The organism is Arthrobacter sp. Y3221048 (genome assembly GCF_059092685.1).
Genome location: NZ_JBNHHX010000003.1, coordinates 143309 through 163004, shown reverse-complemented (window position 1 = coordinate 163004; position 19696 = coordinate 143309). Strand labels below are relative to the sequence as shown.

Sequence of the window (19696 nt, the reverse complement as noted above, 5' to 3'; positions counted from 1 at the left end):
AGACCCCCGGGCTCCTGAAGGCCGGGAGCGGCCCTCAGCCGATGTGTTCGTAGCGGTTGGGGTCTTTGACGTCGTGGCAGTGGGCTAGGACGTCGACGGCACGCTCGGCGTCGTGGTCCTTGAGCGCCTGGAGGATGCTGCGGTGATCGTGGATGACCTTGGCCTGGTGGTCCGGTCCCTGCCGGTAGGTCAAGGTAATGCGGTGCTGGATGGGGTGGTTCCAGATGGAGGAGATCACGCCGCGCAGGTAGTCGTTGTCCGACGGTTCGATGAGGGCCAGATGGAAGGCCCGGCCCAGCCGGAAGAGTTCGCCGCTGTCCTGGGGGTCGACGGTTTCCGTCTCGTCCACGAGGCTGCTGAGCCGCACGAGCTGCTGCGGGGTGTAGGAGCCAATGGCGTCCCGGACCGCGAGTGATTCCAGGGCGTAGCGCACCTTGAAGACGTTCTCGATCTCACGCTCGTCGAGCTGGTTGACGATATAACCCTTGCCCGGGACCAGGGTGGTCAGTCCTTCCAGCGTCAGCTGGGTGAGTGCGTCGCGGACAGGCGTGCGGGAGACACCGTATTGTGCCGCCACCGACTCCTGGGCCAGGGCTGAACCCGGTTTGATGGATCCGCTGACGATGTCGGCGCTCAACTGCTCGTGGACGCGGACCGACAGCGGCCTCACGTCATTCGGTATCGCAGCCATGATGGCCTCCTTCTGTGTCTCATGAGTGCACTTTATAGTCCAGCCACGGGCGGCACATGGACAACGAGGCTAAAAGCGGCGAAATGCGTAACCTGCCGCTCTTTCGCCGAAAGTGCTTGACGTCACACTCAGCCTCTGAATACAGTGTATACACACGTGATGGAGGAGAACCTAAAATGTATGTGCTGAACACTTGGTACGTGGCGGCGTGGTCAACGGAGGTCACGCGCAAGCCGGTGCGGCGGGTCATTTGCGAGCAGCCGATCGCTCTGTTCCGGACCCAGGACAACGAAGCCATTGCCCTTGCGGACCGCTGCGCGCACCGCGCCTTTCCGCTCTCCGAAGGCCGGACCATCGGTAATTCGGTGGAGTGCGGATACCACGGTTTCACCTACGGCCCGGACGGCATGTGCACCAAAGTGCCGGCCCAGTCGACAATCCCCGAGCGCGCAAAGGTGCGCAAATACCCGGTGGTGGAGCAGGACGGGTGGATCTGGGTCTGGACCGGCGATCCGGAACTGGCCAACCCGGCCGATGTCCCGGATACCCACTGGATGGTGGATCCGGAGTGGGCGACCGTCACCCACTCGTACCACTTCAAGTGCCGGGCCGACCTGATTCACGACAACCTGCTGGACCTGACCCATGAGTCCTTCCTGCACAAGACCACCGTGGGTGATGACTACATCTACGAGCACGGCATCACGGTGGAAGTGGAGGGCAACGTGGTCAGCGTCGACCGCCTGATGCCCTCGGTGGAAGCTCCGCCGCTTTACGCCGAAACCATGGACGCCCGCGGACTGTTCGACCGCTTCCACTGCACGGAGTTCTTCGTGCCGAACCTGCATGTTTTGCACTCCGGCATCACCGGAGAGGGCAAGCCGCGCGAAGAGGGCTTCCTGATCAAGGTGCTGAACGGCATCACGCCGATCGATCAGCACAATTCCTGGTACTACTACGCCTTCAGCCGCAACTTCGCCGTCGACAATCAGCAGGCGACCGAGGACCTCCGCGTAGGTCTGGCGACGGTCCTGGACGAGGACGCATCGGCGCTGGAGGCCCAGGAAATCGGGATGCAGACCCGGCCCCAGGGCGAGTTCGATGTCCTGATCGCTCAGGACGGCGGAGTCGCGAAGGCGCGGCGCATCCTGGCCGCGCTGCTGAAAAAGGAACAGCAGGCCAAGTCCGCCCTCGATTCTGCCGCCCGCCGGGAGCCGGTTGCTCCCAGGACGGCCTAGGTGCCCGCATGTGGATGCTGATTAGAGCCAACGCGCTCGGCGCGGAGACCTCGGCCGAGTCGGGCGCCAGGATCCTTGCGGCGTGTCCGGATTCAGCCGAGCGCGGCGACCCGTGGCGCTGGACGGTGGCGCTGGATGAATCCGGCCCGGAGCCCGCCGTCGCACTCGAGGCCGACGAGAGCTACATTGCCTCCGAAAGCCGGCGCTACACCGGCAACTACACCGGCACGTTGCGGCGCGTGCCCGGCGAGCAGCTGATCGTGGCCGGGCTGGCCGGCGAGGCGCTGGTTGCCGCGCAGGGCGGCCCATGGCAGCGCTGGCTGCGCGCCGGCGACATCTTCATTGTTGAAGGCGAGGACGGCGAGGAAATCCGGCTTTCGCTGGCCGGGGGAGATTCCGCCGTCCAAGTCATCACCCTCGCCCCGCGGAAGGCCAAGGTGCTGCGGTGGGTCCCCTGACCGCTATTCGCTGAGCATCTGCACCGCGCAATACCCACCGCGCAATTGCGACCCGCCGGTCAATTGCGCGATTTGGCCGGATCCGGTGGTGACCGTCGCGCTGCGGCGCCCACCTGGTTTTCCCGCCGCTGCAAGCTGCACCCTGCACCTGAAACTGAAGCACCGAGGCACTGATCGTCTCCCGATCAGTGCGGATATCCATAACCGGACAACGCCGTCCGGACCATGAAAGGAAAGTCCATGCGTCATTCACGTCAACGTGCCATCCGTGCCAATCTCCTCACCGGAACAGTGCTGCTGGCCGCGCTGTCCCTGGCTGCCTGCACGAACGCCTCGGGTGCGGCTACCGACTCCGGAAACACAGCTGCTCCGGCCGCGTCCGGCGCTGCGGCGGGTTCCGTGGAGATCAACGAAGCAGCGCGGGACCTGCTGCCGGAGGAAATCCTGGCCGCCGGTAAGTTGAAGGTCGCCTCCGACCCGACCTACGCCCCGTTCGAGTACTACGACACCGACAACCAAACGATGATCGGCTTCGACGTTGACTTCTCCGATGCCGTCGGCGCGGCGTTGGGACTGGAGGTGGAGCACGTGCCCGCAACGTTCGACACGATCCTGGCGGGCTTGGCCTCCGGAAAGTACGACATGGCCATGTCGGCCTTCTCGGTCACGCCCGAACGCGAGAAGATCGTCGATTTCGTGCCGTACCTTAACACCGGCACGGGCATCGCCGTCGCTCCCGGAAATCCCCTGGGCATCTCCATGGACCCCATGACTATGTGCGGAAAGAAGATCGCCGGCCAGAAGGGGTCCATCCAGTCGATGGAGTACCTGCCCGAGTTCTCCAAGAAATGCACGGCCGCCGGCAAGGAAGCGATCAAGATCCAGAACTTTCCCGGGCAGACCGACGCCAACCTCGCGCTGACGTCCGGCCGCGTTGACGGGGTCATCGCCGACAGCATGCCGCTGGCCTTCCAAGGGAAGGAAGCCAAGGGCCAGTTCGAACTGGCCGAGGGCGAGGATCACGATCCGGCACCGTTCGGTATCGCCCTGGCCAAGGACACCGGGATGAAGGAAGCCGTAACTGCGGCGGTGAAGGGCATTATTGCCGATGGCTACTACGAGGAACTCGGCGACAAGTGGGACTTCCCGACGTCGGTGCTGATCCCGGCCGACGCGCTCGAGGCGAAGTAGCGAAAGAGGGAACCAACTGATGACTGCCGTGACTGCCCGAAGCGAGCCGGTCGCCAAACCGGTCGATGACTACACCATCGTCAAGGCCAAGCACCCCGGCCGCTGGCTGGCCGCAGCCGTGATCTTCCTGATCGGCGGACTGCTGCTGCACTCCGTTTTCACCAATCCAAACTTCGGTTGGGACGTGGTGGGAATGTACCTGCGCGATATCTCCATCGGCCGAGGCATTCTCGTCACGCTGGGGCTCACGGCGGTCAGCATGGCCATCGGCATCGTGCTCGGGGTGGTCTTGGCCGTCATGCGGCTGTCGGTCAATCCGGTAGTGCGCGTCGCTGCCTTCGCCTACGTGCACTTCTTCCGCGGCACCCCGGTGCTGGTCCAGCTGCTGTTCTGGTTCAACCTGGCGGCGCTGTACCCCGTCATTACCCTCGGTATCCCGGGGGTCCACCTGGACGCGAATCAATTCATCACGCCGATGACGGCCGCGATCCTCGGCCTCGGTCTGAACCAGGGTGCCTACATGTCCGAAATTGTCCGGGCCGGCATCCTCTCCGTTGACCACGGCCAGACCGAGGCCGCCGGGGCGCTGGGCATCACCAAGCTGCAGACGATGCGCCGGATCGTGCTGCCGCAGGCAATGCGCGTGATTATCCCGCCCACCGGCAACGAAACCATCGGAATGCTCAAAACCACCGCTCTGGTCAGCGTGATCTCGGTGCCGGAGCTGCTGTACTCGGCGCAGATCATCTACGCGCGCACTTTCGAGACCATCCCGCTGCTCATCGTCGCCAGCCTCTGGTACCTGCTGATCACGTCCATCCTCACGATCGGCCAGTACTACCTGGAGCGGCGCTTCGCCCGCGGCAACCAGCGAAACCTGCCGCCGACGCCGATGCAGCAGCTCAAGCGGTTCTTCGCAACGCATGATGCACTCTCCCTGAAAGGCGGCAAGAAATGACAGCAGCAAACGGTGCCGAGCCGATGGTCAAGGCGAACGCGGTCTGCAAGAACTACGGCTCCAACCTTGTCCTGAAGGGGATTGACCTGCATGTCCAGCAGGGCGAGGTGGTCTGCCTCATCGGCCCCTCCGGATCCGGAAAGAGCACGTTTCTGCGATGCATCAACCACTTGGAAGTCATCGACGGCGGAAGGATGTGGGTCAACGGGAAGATCGTGGGCTACGACCTCAAGGGCGGCAGGCTCTACGAGCAAAGCCACAACGATATCTGCCACAGCCGCTCCGACGTCGGCATGGTGTTCCAGCAGTTCAACCTGTTTCCGCACATGACCGTGATGCAGAACCTCATCGAGGCCCCGCGGCTGGTCCGGAAGGAGCGGAAAGCCACGGCTGTGGCGCGGGCCAAGGCGCTGCTGGAAAAAGTCGGCCTGAGCGAAAAGGCGGACGCGTACCCGCGCCAGCTCTCCGGCGGGCAGCAGCAGCGGGTGGCGATCGCCCGCGCCTTGTGCATGGAACCGAAACTGATGCTGTTCGACGAGCCCACGTCCGCACTGGATCCCGAATTGGTCGGCGAGGTCCTGAAGGTGATGAAGGACCTGGCCATGTCCGGCATGACCATGGTGGTTGTCACGCACGAAATGAATTTCGCCCGCGACGTCGCTGACCGCGTGGTCTTCATGGACGATGGCCACGTTGTGGAAGAGGGGCCGGCCCGGGACGTCATCACCAACCCTCAGAACGAACGTACCAAGGCCTTCCTGGCCTCTGTTCTCGCCGAACCGGCAGCAGCCTGATACCCACTGTGAGCGCAATCATGAATGAAGATTTTTTCGACGTCGAAGTCCGGTCGATCCGCCAGGAGTCCAACTGCGTGGTCTCCCTGCAGCTGGAACATCCGCTGGGTGAGGAGCTGCCGGAGTGGGACGCAGGATCCCATGTCGATGTCCTGCTGCCCAATGGGATCCTGCGCCAATACTCGCTGTGCTCCGAGCGGACGGACCGTTCCTCTTGGCGCCTGGGGATACTGCGGGAGCCCGAGGGGCGCGGTGGCTCGGCCTACGTCCACGACATGCTCAGGCCGGGTACCAAGATCCAGGTCCGGGGACCGCGCAATAACTTCATCCTGGCTCCTGCCGCCGGCTATCTCTTTATCGCCGGAGGCATCGGTATTACCCCGATCCTGCCGATGATCCGCGCGGCTGCCGAAGCCGGAGTGCCGTGGCGTCTGCTGTATCTGGGGCGAAGCCGCTCATCGATGGCGTTCCTCGATGAGATCCAGGCGCTTGCGGGCGACGTGCATATCCACGCCGACGACGAAAGCGGCTTCTACCCGCTGGCCGAACTGCTGGGGGATTTGCAGGCGGGAACACACGTTTACGCCTGCGGCCCCGGGCCGTTGCTCAATGTCATCCAGTCGATCGCCGACGGCTGGGACGCCCCTGGGCGCTTTCATTGTGAGCGCTTCACGGCCACCGGGGAGACCCCGGCGCCGCCGGAAGGGGGGAATTCGGCCTTCATGGTCGAACTGGCCGACGGAACCGAGGTTCCGGTGGGCTCGAACGAGTCCATCCTGCAGGCGCTCGAAGCGGTCGGAATCAACCCGCCGAGCTCCTGCCGGGAGGGAATCTGCGGAACCTGCGAAACCCCCGTATTGGGTGGCGAGATCGACCACCGTGACTCGCTGCTCTCCGACGATGAACGCGAGGCCGGAGACACCATGATGATCTGCGTCTCCCGCTGCAAGGGCCAGCGCCTGCTGCTGGACTTGTAGCGGGCAAGTTCCCGGCGTCGAAGCGACTTACGGAACGAGCCGCGGAAAGCATGGATGCACTCCACGCCTTGTATCTCCGCCCGCGGTTATCTTGGCAAGATGGAGGCTATGGACAACCAGAAGGTCGCCACCGCGAGCACACCGCGCACGCTCAGGTACTACCGGGCCGAAGTGCTCATCGTGCTCGGACTGTCGCTGGGCCAGTCGGCGGTCTACGCCGTGGTGAACCTGCTGGAAAAGATGACCCGGGCGCCGCTGGCCTCGCAGACGACCACGCTGAACCCGGTGCTGAACGAGCGGGAACTCTTCGATTTTGTGTACCAAATGCTCGGCATCGTCTTCGCGCTGGTGCCGGTGGTCCTGGTGCTGTTTTTGATGACCGCTCCCGGCCGGTCGGCCTTCCGCACGATCGGGTTCACGTTTTCCCGGCCGCGGCTGGACTTCGGCCTGGGCTTCCTGCTGGCGCTGGTGATCGGCGTCGGAACGCTGGGCGTCTATGCTGCCGGCCGTGCCCTGGGAATCACCACCGCCATTGTCCCGGCCGCCCTGGACGAATACTGGTGGACCGTTCCGGTGTTGATCCTGTCCGCACTGCGGCATGCGATCCTCGAAGAGGTAGTCATGGTGGGCTACCTCTTCAACCGCTTCGCGAAGTTCGGCTGGGGGATCTGGTCCGCGATCTTCGTCAGCGCCGCGCTGCGCGGCACCTACCACCTCTACCAGGGCATCGGGCCGGGCATCGGGAACTTCCTTATGGGCCTCATGTTCGGCTACGCCTACACCAAGGTGAAGCGGGTGATGCCGCTGGTGGTGGCGCACGCGCTGCTGGATATCGCCGGCTTCGTCGGCTACGCGCTGGTGGGGCCGGCCATCGGCATCGGCACGTAGCGGGCACAAGGGAGTTGCCGGACATCCATTGCTCCGCCTGGTGCGCGTGCTCCGGTTATTTCCTGGAGCCGCTGCCCAGACCGGAGCAACGGCTCGCCCCGCAATCAGGAGTGGCGCGGGGGAGAATTGACCGCTACATGCCCGTCCACGAGTTGTTCCACCTATCCTGGGGAAGGCCCGCCATGGAAAGGGACCGGACGATGCCCTGTGAAGTATTGGTACTGATGGGCTGGAGCGCGTCCCACATCCAGCGAACCATTCCCGCCCCGGTGGCCCGAATGCGGTCCTCCCGCCTTTTTTCCGCCTCCACTGCGTCGGCGGGACTACGGCTCCGAAGGTACTCGTTTCGGGAGTATTTCCCTGCACCATCGAATTCGCCGGCAAGACGGAATTGTTCCCAGTAGAAGTCGACGATGCCGACACGTACTCCCTGCGAATCGAAGACAGGGTACTGCAGCAACGGCTCTGGGAAGTGGTTCAGGTACATCAGAGCCCGGGAGTAGGATTCGCCTGGCGACTGCGAGGCAGGATTGGCGAAGGCGAGAACCCGTTTCACCCGGTTTGACATTCCTGGTTGCAGAGAATCGGCCAGATCAAGAATATGACTGGCCTTCAGGGCGGGAAGGCCGAGGTGGCGGTCCACGCGAAGCGCATGGTCCATTGCCGGAACCGCCTCAGCGAAGGAACAGTGCGCCGCCAAATCGACAACGGTTTGTGCCCGGGAAGTCATCAGGTAGCCGTCGCGGTTAACAAGGGGTTCCAAGAGTTCCCTGCGATGCCACCGGATTCCGCCACGAGATCGACCATGCGTGCCGTTGTAAGCCAGCAAGTCCACGTCAAGAGAGCGGCCCATTACCGGAAGCCCCCACATCGCCGCCGCAGAGCGTTGGATAAGGACTCTTGCGGTGCGTCCGCTGCCGACAGCGGCCTCTATGTGCAGGCGCTGCTGCTCCCACCATGGCAACCGGGCGTATTCCCCGGCGGCCGCATACACGCCGCGCCGCACTCGGACCAATCGCCCTTCCGCAGCTTGTCGCGCGACGTCCCGGCGTCCTGAACCTGCCGTCTCCAGGTCCCTCACATAGATCAGTTTCACGTCCATGCGGAACAGCCTCGGCGACCTGGTCTCGGTCAGGCACGCGGGGACGAGCAAGGTGGAAAACCTTGGCCTGCAGGACGATCTGGAGGGCTTGACCACTCAAAAGCTCCGTTTCGGGCGTCTGCTCCTTCTATAAAGTGGAGCGGAAGCCCGAAACGGAGCGATGCCGCGAGAACTCAGAGTTCGACGATCCCGTTGGCGGTCTCGAAGCGAACGGACAGGATGCCGGGCGTGCCGTTCGGTGCCGCCCAAGCCACCTTGACGTCGTCCAGCAGGCCGTCGACCGGGGTGCCCAGCCAGTCCGCCACCCGCTCGGAGGAGCCTGCAATGGTCAAGCCGATCAGCTTGACTGTTGCGGGGCGGGCGTTGGACGGATGCAGCGGCTCCGTGCCGTCATCCCAGCGCAACATGTAGGGCACCTGCGGGTCGGCGATCAGGCCCTTGATCCCGATCTGCCGCCAGCTCAGTTCCTGCCCGTCCGGGAACTTGCGGTTGCCGGGAACCGCGTGGCGGCCCAGCCGTTCTTCGAAGGGGGTCAAGTCGTCGACGGCCACGCACCAGCCCATCCAGCCGCCGCCGGCTTCGGACCGCGCACGCACGGCCTGGCCGAAGGGGGCCTTGTCGGAAGCGGGGTGGTCGAGAACCTCCACCACTTCCAGGTAGTGGTGGTCGGTGAGGGGGAAGATCATATTGCGGGTGCCGAAGCGGGGGTGGACCCCGCCCTTGACTGCGTCGATGCCCAGGGCTTGGGAGATCCGCTCTGAGGTGGCAGCCAGACCGTCGGGTTCAGCAGCATAAGAAACATGGTCGAAGCGCATGGCATTATCTTGGCACTTTGTGAACCCGCTCTCGACTTAGGGTGACCTAAGTCACTCAGCTTGCGGCACGTGCGGGGCGCGGCGTTCCTGACAGTGATTTCCCCTGACCGGCATACCTCCCAGGGGAAAGTGGCGGCGGGCAGGCGGATAGGCGGGCGGGCGGTGAACGGCCAGTCATAAGGTGTCATATTGTTGCGGCCGCCGGTTTGTCTGCGGAGACTGGAGGCAGGTCATGAGTGCCAGCGCGAAACCCCGGTTTGCTGGCCGGCAACCCTCCAGCCGCGGTGGGGTGCCCCGGGTGAAGACCAGGCAGCCGCCATAAGGCGGTGCGCAAGCGCGGGTCACACCCGGGATAGACATGCCGGCACGGCCGGATCCCGGATGGCCCCTTCCACTGAAGGAGTTGCACCATGTCCACTGCAGATTGGTCCTTTGAGACCCGTCAGATCCACGTAGGCCAGGAGCCGGATGCCGCAACAGGCGCCCGCGCCCTGCCGATCTACCAGACCACCTCGTTCGTCTTCCCCAGCACGCAGAGCGCCGCGGACCGTTTTGCCCTGTCCGAACTGGCGCCGATTTACACCAGGATCGGCAACCCCACCACCGAGGCTGTCGAGACCCGGATCGCCAACCTGGAGGGCGGCGTGGGCGCCCTGCTGCTGGCCTCGGGACAGGCAGCATCCACGTTCTCCATCCTGAACCTCGCCGAGGCCGGCGACCATATCGTGGCCAGCCCCAGCCTGTACGGCGGCACCTACAACCTGCTCCGCACCACGCTGCCCAAGTTCGGCATCGACGTCACATTCGTCGAGGATCCGGACAACCTGCAGCAGTGGCGCGATGCCGTGAAGCCGAACACCAAGGCGTTCTTCGGCGAGGTGGTCTCCAACCCGCGCCAGGACGTGCTGGACCTGGAGTCGGTCAGCTCCATCGCCCATGAGAACGGTGTGCCGCTGATCGTGGACAACACCTTGTCCACCCCGTACCTGATCCGACCGATCGAGTGGGGGGCCGACATCGTGCTCCACTCGGCCACCAAGTACCTCGGCGGCCACGGGACGGCCATCGGCGGCGTGATCGTTGACGCCGGAAGGTTCGATTTCGCCGCCGACCCCGGGAAGTTCCCCGGATTCAACACGCCGGACGAGACCTACAACGGGCTGGTCTTTGCCCGCGACCTCGGCGTCAACGGCGCTTTGGGCGCCAACCTGGCCTACATCCTCAAGGCCCGGGTGCAGTTGCTGCGCGACCTGGGGTCCGCCATTTCGCCGTTCAATGCGTTCCTGATTGCCCAGGGGCTGGAGACGCTGAGCCTGCGTGTGGAGCGGCACGTGGCCAACGCGCAGAAGGTGGCGGAATTCCTGGAAGAGCACGACGACGTTGCCTCCGTCGCGTACCTCGGCCTGCCCTCCAGCCCGTGGTACGACCGCGGCCGCAAGTACGGCCCGAAAGGCACCGGCGCCATCGTCTCGTTCGAGATCAAGGGCGGCATCGAGGCCGGCAAGCGCTTTGTGGACGGCCTTGAACTGCACTCGCACGTGGCCAACCTGGGCGATGTCCGCTCGCTGGTGATCCACCCGGCGTCGACCACGCATGCCCAGCTCTCCGCCCCGGAGCGGCTCGCGGCCGGGGTGACCGACGGGCTGGTCCGGCTGTCGGTGGGCATCGAGAACGTCAACGACATCATCGCCGATCTGGAGGCCGGTTTCCGCGCCGCCAAGGGCGCGGACGACTAGGCAAGCAGGTAGAGCGCAGCGTGACGATAGTGCAACGGCAGGAACTGGTGGAACAGGCGACCGACGGCATCCTGCGCCGGATGCCGGTTGGCGCGCTGGAGTTGGAAGCCGGCGGCTATCTGCCCGAGGTGATTTTGGGCTTTGAAACCTGGGGCACCTTGAACGCGGACGCGTCCAACGCCGTCCTGATACAGCACGCCCTGACCGGCAGCACGCACGTCGCACGCGGCTACTCGGACGAGGACGGCTGGTGGGATGATCTGGTAGGTCCCGGCGCCACGATCGACACGGAGCGCTATTTCGTAGTGGCCGCCAACATGGTTGGCGGCTGCTACGGCTCCACCGGTCCCTCGTCGCCGGCACCGGACGGGACGCCGTGGGGTTCACGCTTCCCATTCGTCACGATCCGCGATTCCGTCCGGACCGAGGCGCGCCTGGCCGACGCACTGGGCATCCGGCGCTGGCACACGGTGCTCGGCGGGTCGATGGGCGGCGCCCGCGCGCTTGAATGGGCGGCGACGTTCCCGGAGCGCACCGCCCGGTGCGCCGTCCTGGCGTGCGGTGCCGCGAGCACCGCCGAGCAGATTGCCTTCGCGCAGGCGCAGGTCGCGGCCATCCGGCTGGACCCGCACTTCGCCGGCGGCGACTATTACGATGGTCCCGCTCCCGAGGCCGGGCTCGGCATTGCCCGGCGCATCGCACACATCAACTACCGCTCAGAGCCGGAGCTGGAGTACAGGTTCGGCCGCAAGCCACAGGCGGAGGAGCAGCCGTACGGCGGCATCACGCCGTCCGCCCGCGGCCGCTATGCAGTGGAAAGCTACCTCGACTACCAGGCGGACAAGCTCGTCGCGCGCTTTGACGCCAACAGCTACATCCTGCTCACCGAGGCCCTCATCAGCCACGACGTCGCCCGGGGCCGGGGCTCGCTGGAGCAGTCGCTGGGCGGCCTCACCGACACGCAGTTCTTCGTCGCCGCGGTGGATTCCGATCGCCTGTACTTCCCGGAACAGTCGCGGCAGCTGGCCGAGGCGCTGCCCGGGGCAGTCAAGGTCCACACCATCGAAACGCCGCTGGGCCACGACGGTTTCCTCACCGATATCCACCAGCTGCACGAGGCCCTCACCGAGGCGTTCTTCACGCAGGGCTGACGTCGCCAACGGCAACAGCGCTGGCTCCGTCGAGGGCGGAGACCGGTTGCTGAACGAGTGACCATTGCAGTTTGATCACGGTTGGTACGAATAAATCCATTCGATGGAGCCCGTCGGTAGCATGCCGATAGGCCCGCGGCCGCGCCATCCGACGTCTGGCCCGGAAGCCTCCACTACAAGGGGGAACTATGCTGCGCGACTCCACTGTGAAAGTGTCCCTGCTGGCGATAGGCACTCTGGCACTGGCTGGCTGCGCCGGTGGGGGCGGCGGCGGCGAGGGCGGAACGGACCAAGGCGCCGCCGCATTGCGGATCGTCTACCAGACGACCGAAGCCAACGCCACGATGGACGGCTTGATGAAGAAGGCGAAAACAGACTTTGAGGCCGCCCACGAAGGCGTGACGGTCAATTTGGAGCCCATTACTGGCAGCGACGAAGATTACGCCACTAAGCTCGCCCTGTCCCAGCGCTCCCCGGACACCGCCCCGGACGTCTTCTATGAGGACACTTTCAAGATCCGTTCGGATGTAGACGCCGGCTACCTGTTGAACCTGGATCCTTATCTGGCCGAGTGGGACGACTGGGCGAACTTTAACGAAGGGGCCAAGGAAGCCGGGCGTGCAGACGACGGCAGTATCTATGCAGTGCCACTGGGCACCGATACACGCGCCATCTGGTACAACAAGAACGTCTTGGAAGCAGCCGGCGTCGACGTCCCCTGGGCACCCAAGGACTGGAACGCCATTCTGGAGGCTGCCCGGGCCATCAAATCCTCCCAACCGGAGGTGGTTCCGTTCAATATGTACGCCGGCACGGGCACCGGCGAAGGTACCGTCATGCAGAGCTTCTATGAACTGCTCTATGGCACCGGCGACACGCTCTACGACGCCGATGAGGGCAAGTGGGTGGTGGGCTCTCAAGGCTTCGTCGACTCCCTGGCCTTCCTGGAGACTCTTTATCAGGAAGAACTCGCAGTAACCCCGGCCGAGGCGCTGGATCCAAACGTGTGGCAAATGGTCTTCGGGCAGCTTTTCCCCGAGGACAAACTCGGCGGAACCGTGGAAGGTTCCTACTCGCCGTCGTTCTGGCAAGAGGGAGGTCTGGTGGACTGGCCCGAATATACCGAGGTGATGGGCGTGGCCCCGTTCCCGACTCAGAACGGCCAGGAGCCGGGCGCGGTCAGTATGTCCGGCGGTTGGACGCTCGCGGTCGGGGCCAATTCGGCGAATCCGGATCTCGCGTTTGAGTTCCTGACGGAGGTGATGAGCCAGGAGAACTCGCTGGAGTACACCGTGGCCAATTCCCAGATCGCAGTGCGTACCGATGTCGCCGAGGACCCCGCCTACCTGGACGCCAACCCGTTTGTGGGCGAGGTCTCGGAACTGGTCTCGGTGACGCACTACCGGCCCGCCACGGCGGACTATCCGCAGATATCAACCGCTGTCCAGGAAGCCACCGAAGCGGTGATGATGGGGAAGAAGACACCTGAGGAGGCCGCGGCCGACTACGACGCCGCCGTCACCGACCTTGTCGGCGAAGAAAACGTAGTACAGAAGTAGCAGCCTTGACCGCCGATGTGGTGGCCCGCGCCGCTGCAAGGCAGCGTGGCACTGAGCTGCGCCGCCCTCGCCGTACGCCGGGGAGGACTGCCCTGCGGCTGCTGCCGCTTGGCCCGGCCGTGGCATTGCTGGGCGTGTTCCTGGCCGGACCGATCCTCTGGTCCTTCTATGGATCCTTGACCAATGCTTCGCTGACCGGCGTCGCGGCCAAGGACCCGCAGTGGGTCGGGTTGGAAAATTATACGGAGCTGCTCAGCGACCCCGACTTCCTGCAGTCGGTCTGGCTGACCGTCATTTTCGTGCTTGTCTCGGCCGTGATCGGGCAGAACCTGCTGGGCCTGGCGATCGCGTTGCTGATGACGAAAGCAAGCAAGGCGGTTTCCGCAGTCGTGGGTGTCTGCGTGGTCGCGGCCTGGGTGCTGCCGGAAATCGTGGCCGGCTTCGTCGCCTATGCCTTTTTCAACCGGGACGGAACATTGAACCAACTCTCGGCCGTCTTCGGCCTCGATGCCACCGACTGGCTGTTTACGTTTCCGATGCTGGCAGTGATCCTGGCCAATATCTGGCGGGGAACGGCGTTTTCCATGATGGTGTATCAGGCGGCGCTCAACGATGTGCCGGAGGAAATCACGGAAGCGGCGATGATCGACGGCGCCGGCGGGTCGAAGCGGTTGTGGTACATCACGCTGCCGATGATCCGGCGCAGCATTGCCACCAACCTGATGCTCATCACCTTGCAGACGCTGTCGGTTTTCACGCTCATCTACGTGATGACCGCGGGCGGTCCGGCAGGAGCCAGCACCACGCTGCCGCTGATGGCCTACGAAGAGGCCTTCCGCTACAGCGACGTGGGCTACGGGACCGCCATCGCCGTCGTCATGCTGTTGATCGGGGCGGTCTTCTCCGTCATCTACATCCGCGCGCTGCGCGAAAGGAAGGGCTGAGCAGATGAATCGCTCCGGACCGTTGTCCGTGGCCTCCGGCCGGGGAACTACCGTTGCCGTGCTGGCGAACATCTCGCTGCTGGTCGTCGCCGCCTGCTTCCTGCTGCCGTTGAGCTGGCTGCTCCTGGCCTCGCTCGATGCGCAGGCCAGTTACCAGACCCAGCTTCCGTCCGCTTTCTCGATTGCCAATTACGCCGCGGTGCTTACCGCAGACCTGACCTTCGTTCCGCTGCTCAACAGCTTCATGCTTGCCGGCGGTACGGCCGTGGTCACAGTCCTGGCGGCCGTGCTGGCCGCTTACCCGCTCTCGCGCTACCAGATGCGGTTCAACAAGCCGTTCCTGTACGTCGTGCTCTTCGGAACCTGCCTGCCGGTCACGGCGATCATGGTTCCGGTCTACAGCCTGTTCGTGCAATTGAACTTCCTGGACTCGCTGGCGGCCACCACGTTCTTCATGGCTGCATCATCACTGCCGATGGCGATCTGGATGACGAAGAATTTCATGGATTCGGTCCCGGTCAGCCTGGAAGAAGCGGCCTGGGTGGACGGTGCCTCGGCGATGAACGCCCTCGCCAGGATCGTGGTTCCGCTCATGCGCCCGGGGCTGGCGGTGGTTTTCATCTTCGTCTTCATCCAAGCGTGGGGGAACTTCTTTGTTCCCTTCATCCTGCTGCTCTCTTCCGCCAAGCAGCCCGCAGCGGTGAGCATCTTCAGCTTCTTCGGCCAGCATGGTGCCATAGCCTATGGGCAACTGGCGGCGTTCTCGGTGCTGTACTCGGTGCCGGTGGTGCTGCTCTACGTCCTGGTGTCACGCGGGATCGGCGGTTCTTTTGCCATGGCCGGCGCCGTCAAGGGTTGAACAACCGCTCTGACCGAAAGGACGGTGCCATGCACGACGACGGGGCGCAGGTCCAGGCGCGGATCCGCCGGTTCATTGTCGAACGGCTGCAACCGGCCGTTTACGCCGCGGCGGTGCCAGTCCGGCTCCAGGCCTGGCAGGGTCCCGGCGAGCCGGTCCCCTTCGCGGAGGCGGCTGCGGAAACCTTTACGGACTTCGCGGCGGGCAGCATGTGGGGGTCGGCCTGGTCCACGACCTGGTTTCGGATCACTGGACAGATCCCCGCGGAGTGGGCCGTGGACGCCGGCCACCGGCCGGAACTGCTCCTGGACCCGGGGTTCACGCCCGGCATCCCGGGCTTCCAGGCCGAAGGGCTGATCTACACTCCGCAGGGACGGATCATCAAGGCCATCGAGCCGCGGAACGCCTACGTTCCGCTGGACGTCACGTCCGGCGGCGGCGTCGAGTTCTTCGTGGAGGCGGCGGCCAACCCGGACATGATCGACGGCTTCACCTTCCGGCCCACGCCGTTCGGGGACCCCGCCACGTCCGGGCGCAGTCCGTGCTACACCTTCCACCGTGCCGACATCGCGCTGTGCGATGTGGCCGCATGGGAGCTGCTGCAGGACTTCACGGTGCTGGAGCAGCTCATGCTCCAGCTTGACCCGGGGCAGCCGCGCCGTGCCCGGATCCTGCGCGCGCTGGAGCACGCGCTGAACGCGCTAAACCCAGTGGACGTCGCCGGCACAGCGGCGGCCGGCCGGGCCGTGCTGGAGCCTGTGCTCGCTGCCCCGGCGGCCGGCAGCGCGCACCGGATCCACGCAGTGGGCCACGCCCACATTGACACCGCCTGGCTCTGGCCCGTCCGGGAGACCAAGCGCAAGGTCGCCCGAACCTTCGCGAACGTCCTGGCACTGCTGGAGTCGGACCCGGAATTTGTCTTCGCCGCCTCCTCCGCGCAGCAGTACGCCTGGCTGAAGGAGTCGTACCCCGACCTGTTCGCACGGGTGGCGGAGCAAGTCAGGGCCGGCCGCTTCGTCCCGGTCGGCGGGATGTGGGTCGAATCGGACACGAATATGCCTGGCGGCGAGGCGCTGGCCCGCCAGTTCATTGCCGGAAAGAAATTCTTCCTGGCCGAGTTCGGCGTCAATCCGCAGGAAGTCTGGCTACCGGACTCCTTCGGCTATTCCGCCGCGATGCCGCAGATTGCCCGCGCTGCCGGATCCCGCTGGTTCCTGACCCAAAAACTCTCCTGGAACGAAACCAACACCTTTCCCCACCACACTTTTTGGTGGGAGGGCATCGACGGCACCCGCATCTTCACGCACTTCCCACCGGCGGATACCTACAACGCCGAGCTGACCGCGGCCGAGCTTGCCCGGGCGGAACGGCGCTTCGCGGAGAAGGGAGCGGCAAACACATCGCTGCTGCCCTTCGGCTACGGCGACGGCGGCGGCGGACCGACGCGCGAGATGCTCGCCGCCGCGCACCGCACCGCCGATCTGGAAGGCTCGCCGCGGGTGCAGCTCTCCAGCCCGGAGCAGTTTTTCCGGGCCGCCGAGGAAGAATATGCCAGGCCGCCGGTGTGGTCCGGGGAGCTGTATTTGGAATACCACCGCGGCACGTACACCTCGCAGGCGCGCACCAAGCGGGGCAACCGCCGCAGCGAGCATCTGCTGCGCGAGGCCGAGCTCTGGGCAGCGACGGCGGCGGTGCGCGGCGCCGCGCCCTATCCGTACGATGCGCTGGAGCGGGCCTGGCAGACCGTGCTGCTGCAGCAGTTCCACGACATCCTGCCGGGATCCTCGATCGCCTGGGTGCACCGCGAAGCCGAGGCCAACTACGCACTGTTGGCGGCGGAACTGGCTGGCATGATCGATGGCTCGCTGCGCGCCCTCCTCGGCCGGGGCACCGGGAGCACCGTGGCCAACGCCGGCCCGTATCCGGTGGACGGCGTGTCCGCGATGGGTGCCATCGGCGCGGCGCCGCAGCCCGGCCCGGGCGCCTCGTTAAGGGTCGGCGTTGAGCCCAGCGGCGACGGCTGGCTGCTGGCCAACGACCTGCTCCGGGTGGTGATCGACTCCGAGGGGCTGATTTCCTCGCTCTTGGATCTGGACACCGGGCGGGAAGTCATTCCCACCGGCATGCAGGCGAATGTCCTGCAGCTCTTCCGCGACGCCCCAACCATGTGGGATGCCTGGGACCTGGAGGAGCACTACAAGTCCGTTGGCCGGGAGCTGCGGGATGTCCATGCCATCGAGGTGTTTTCCAGCACGGTGGGCTCCGACGCCGCCCTTCCGGAGCCAGGTGACTCCGCTGCGACTCCTTCAGGCACGCCTTCGGACCGTGTGCCGGTCGCCGGGCTCCGGGTCAGCCGCCGGTTTGGCGCCTCGCTGGTTGAGCAGACGGTCTCGCTGGCCGCCGGCTCCCGCTCGCTGGAGATCGAGACGACGGTCGATTGGCACGAGCGCCAGAAACTGCTGAAGCTGGCCTTCCCGCTCGACCTCCACGCAGAGCGGGCAGCGTCGGAGATCCAGTTCGGCCACGTCTTCCGGCCCACGCACAGCAATACGTCCTGGGACGCAGCGCGGTTCGAAACCTGCGCGCACCGCTGGGTGCATGTGGGCGAGTCCGGCTTCGGGGTCGCCGTCGCCAACGACTGCACGTACGGGCACGACATCCGGCGGACCGATCCGACCGCTTCGCCCGCCACCGTGGTGCGGCAGTCGCTGCTGCGGGCGCCGCTGTACCCTGATCCGCAGGCCGACCAAGGCGGGCACACCTTCCGGACGGCGTTGGTGATCGGTGCCGGTATCCCGGAGGCCGTGGAGGCGGGCTACCGGCTGAACCTGCCTCTGCGCCACATGCACGGAGTCGGCGCTGGCCCGGTGGAACCCCTGTTTACCGTGGACAATCGGGCAGTAGTCATCGAAGCGGTCAAGCTGGCCGAAGACCGCAGCGGCGACGTGATCCTGCGCTGCTACGAGGCCTTCGGCAGCCGTGCGAAGGCCACGGTCAGCGCCGGCTTTGACTACGCGCGGGTAACGGCCACCGATTTGCTGGAGCTGGACATGGACGGTCTGCGGCTGGAGCAGCCTGCGGAGCGCGTAACCGCGTTCGAGCTTCGGCCGTTCCAGTTGTTGACCCTCCGCTTCCGCAGCGTAACGGGCGCCTGACAAGAGCGGGTCAGGCCAAGACCTGCGTGACCGGCCGCCGCAGAAAGGCCGAGTAGCGTTGCACGGCGGCGTCCACGGCCTGCCGCTCCGGCTCGGTGAAGACCCGCAGCGGTTTGAGCCGCAGGTCGGCCGAGCCGGGCCGGAGGACGTGTCTCCAGTTGCCGGCCATCCGCCCGTCCAGCAGCAGCACGTGCAGCGGCACGTCGCTGCCCAACGCCGCCGGGGCGCTGCCGCCCAGATAGCCGCGGGTCTTGGAATAGCCCATGACATATTCGTCGTAACACTGGATCAGGTCCGCCCGCGGGTGTCCGTCGCCCGCGGCAGCAGCGCCGCCGATCGTCCCGCCGGCGGCGGGGGAGTACCAGAGTTGTTCGCCCTCGGTTTCGGTCCGCTCCAGTCCCTCCCGACCGCCGGCTTCGAGGCCGCGCTTCAGGTCCGCCTGGGGCAGTTTGGACCAGTCGGAGCAGTCCTTCAAGGTCGCCGGTCCGCGGCTGGCGAAGTAACGCCCGGTCAGTTGCGCCAGCGCGGCGTCGCGGTCGAAGTCCCCGGCCAGCGGCGGCACCCGCTCGTCGAAGGCCGCGTACGTCTGCTGCACGGCGCCCGAACCGGCCGTCCGCGGAGCCCCGCTCACCAGCACCCGATCCATTTCCGCATGGAACACCAGATGCCCCAGCCGCTGTCCGCGCAGCGTCGCGCCGTTCAGCCTCGCGCCGTCGTCCTTGAGCAGCGCCGCATCGGCGAGCCGGGCCGCGAGCTCGTCCCGGGTGAGGTGCCGGCCACCGGCGACGGCCGCGGCCAGCACCTCGTTGCTGCGCGCCACCGTCGCCTCGTCCAGGCCCAGCTGCCGGTCCCGGCCCTTGTTCCCCGCCTTGAGGCGGGGGCCGGAGAGCAGCATCAGCCAGCGCAGGTCCTCGGCGGACACGAAGTGCCAGGTGGGCCGCAGCACATGCGTGCGCAGAATGCGGCCGTCGGCGATGGCCGCGTCCACGCCCGCGGCGTTGTCCCGGGCCGCCCCGCCGCAGCGCTGGGCCAGCGACCAGCGGGCGTAGGCATATTCCTGGGACTGGAAGGCGAGCAGCCAGCGCAAGGCGGCGACGGCGTCGTCCCCGGGACTGTCCCACAGCCGCTGTGCCCGCAGCCGGTGACGGCGGACTTCCTGGGCACTCGGCTGCTGCACCGC

At 65.7% G+C, this 19696-nt stretch carries 17 protein-coding genes and 1 riboswitch; of the genes, 13 read left to right on the top strand and 4 right to left on the bottom strand.

Features of this window, described 5'->3' with window-relative positions; all coding sequences use genetic code 11:
• Nucleotides 1-34 precede the first annotated feature (34 nt).
• Entirely contained in the window at nt 35-691 is a 657-nt protein-coding gene (locus AC5RVS_RS09705; protein ID WP_494107972.1) for a GntR family transcriptional regulator, read from the bottom strand.
• A 176-nt stretch (nt 692-867) separates the two neighbouring features.
• Here AC5RVS_RS09705 and AC5RVS_RS09700 point away from each other — a divergent pair, with 176 nt between their 5' ends.
• The 7 genes from AC5RVS_RS09700 to AC5RVS_RS09670 all read left to right on the top strand — a co-directional run bounded on the left by AC5RVS_RS09700 (nt 868) and on the right by AC5RVS_RS09670 (nt 7195).
• Nucleotides 868-1929, top strand: a complete 1062-nt coding sequence (locus AC5RVS_RS09700) for an aromatic ring-hydroxylating dioxygenase subunit alpha (RefSeq protein WP_494107971.1) — start codon at nt 868-870, stop codon at nt 1927-1929.
• Between the two features lie 8 nt (nt 1930-1937).
• A complete protein-coding gene (locus AC5RVS_RS09695) occupies nt 1938-2387 on the top strand; it encodes a hypothetical protein (RefSeq protein WP_494107970.1) in 450 nt (149 codons plus the stop codon).
• A 240-nt stretch (nt 2388-2627) separates the two neighbouring features.
• On the top strand, nt 2628-3578 hold the full coding sequence (locus AC5RVS_RS09690; RefSeq protein ID WP_493988086.1) for an ABC transporter substrate-binding protein: 951 nt from the start codon (nt 2628-2630) through the stop codon (nt 3576-3578).
• 19 nt (nt 3579-3597) lie between these two features.
• On the top strand, nt 3598-4536 hold the full coding sequence (locus AC5RVS_RS09685; protein WP_493988087.1) for an amino acid ABC transporter permease: 939 nt from the start codon (nt 3598-3600) through the stop codon (nt 4534-4536).
• The gene (locus AC5RVS_RS09680) at nt 4533-5330 is read left to right on the top strand and encodes an amino acid ABC transporter ATP-binding protein (RefSeq protein WP_493988088.1); all 798 of its coding nucleotides are present in this window, start codon (nt 4533-4535) and stop codon (nt 5328-5330) included. Before AC5RVS_RS09685 ends, AC5RVS_RS09680 begins: the two co-directional genes overlap by 4 nt.
• Before the next feature lie 20 nt (nt 5331-5350).
• Nucleotides 5351-6307, top strand: coding sequence for a PDR/VanB family oxidoreductase (locus AC5RVS_RS09675; RefSeq protein ID WP_493988089.1), 957 nt, complete (start codon nt 5351-5353; stop codon nt 6305-6307).
• A gap of 108 nt (nt 6308-6415) precedes the next feature.
• On the top strand, nt 6416-7195 hold the full coding sequence (locus AC5RVS_RS09670) for a CPBP family intramembrane glutamic endopeptidase (protein ID WP_493988090.1): 780 nt from the start codon (nt 6416-6418) through the stop codon (nt 7193-7195).
• Nucleotides 7196-7328: 133 nt separating this feature from the next.
• On the opposite strand, the gene AC5RVS_RS09665 is transcribed toward AC5RVS_RS09670, so the two are convergent.
• Nucleotides 7329-8297: a type IV toxin-antitoxin system AbiEi family antitoxin domain-containing protein gene (locus AC5RVS_RS09665; protein WP_494107969.1), complete on the bottom strand. Its 969-nt coding sequence runs from the start codon at nt 8295-8297 to the stop codon at nt 7329-7331.
• A gap of 173 nt (nt 8298-8470) precedes the next feature.
• A complete protein-coding gene (locus AC5RVS_RS09660; protein WP_493988092.1) occupies nt 8471-9112 on the bottom strand; it encodes a VOC family protein in 642 nt (213 codons plus the stop codon).
• Nucleotides 9113-9340: 228 nt separating this feature from the next.
• Nucleotides 9341-9455: riboswitch (SAM riboswitch) on the top strand.
• 67 nt (nt 9456-9522) lie between these two features.
• On the opposite strand from AC5RVS_RS09660, the gene AC5RVS_RS09655 reads away from it, so the two are divergent.
• From AC5RVS_RS09655 to AC5RVS_RS09630, 6 genes are all read left to right on the top strand, one after another.
• Nucleotides 9523-10848, top strand: coding sequence for a bifunctional o-acetylhomoserine/o-acetylserine sulfhydrylase (locus AC5RVS_RS09655; RefSeq protein WP_493988093.1), 1326 nt, complete (start codon nt 9523-9525; stop codon nt 10846-10848).
• Nucleotides 10849-10928: 80 nt separating this feature from the next.
• Nucleotides 10929-11999: a homoserine O-acetyltransferase MetX gene (gene metX, locus AC5RVS_RS09650; RefSeq protein ID WP_493988247.1), complete on the top strand. Its 1071-nt coding sequence runs from the start codon at nt 10929-10931 to the stop codon at nt 11997-11999.
• 188 nt (nt 12000-12187) lie between these two features.
• Complete coding sequence (locus tag AC5RVS_RS09645; RefSeq protein WP_493988094.1) at nt 12188-13558, top strand: extracellular solute-binding protein; 1371 nt, start codon at nt 12188-12190, stop codon at nt 13556-13558.
• A gap of 5 nt (nt 13559-13563) precedes the next feature.
• On the top strand, nt 13564-14502 hold the full coding sequence (locus tag AC5RVS_RS09640) for a carbohydrate ABC transporter permease (protein ID WP_494107968.1): 939 nt from the start codon (nt 13564-13566) through the stop codon (nt 14500-14502).
• A gap of 4 nt (nt 14503-14506) precedes the next feature.
• On the top strand, nt 14507-15361 hold the full coding sequence (locus tag AC5RVS_RS09635; protein WP_493988096.1) for a carbohydrate ABC transporter permease: 855 nt from the start codon (nt 14507-14509) through the stop codon (nt 15359-15361).
• A 29-nt stretch (nt 15362-15390) separates the two neighbouring features.
• Nucleotides 15391-18516 (top strand): alpha-mannosidase, encoded by a 3126-nt coding sequence (locus AC5RVS_RS09630; protein WP_494107967.1) that lies wholly within the window; start codon nt 15391-15393, stop codon nt 18514-18516.
• Between the two features lie 10 nt (nt 18517-18526).
• Here AC5RVS_RS09630 and AC5RVS_RS09625 read toward each other — a convergent pair whose 3' ends face one another.
• Nucleotides 18527-19693, bottom strand: coding sequence for a winged helix DNA-binding domain-containing protein (locus AC5RVS_RS09625; RefSeq protein ID WP_494107966.1), 1167 nt, complete (start codon nt 19691-19693; stop codon nt 18527-18529).
• Nucleotides 19694-19696: the final 3 nt, after the last annotated feature.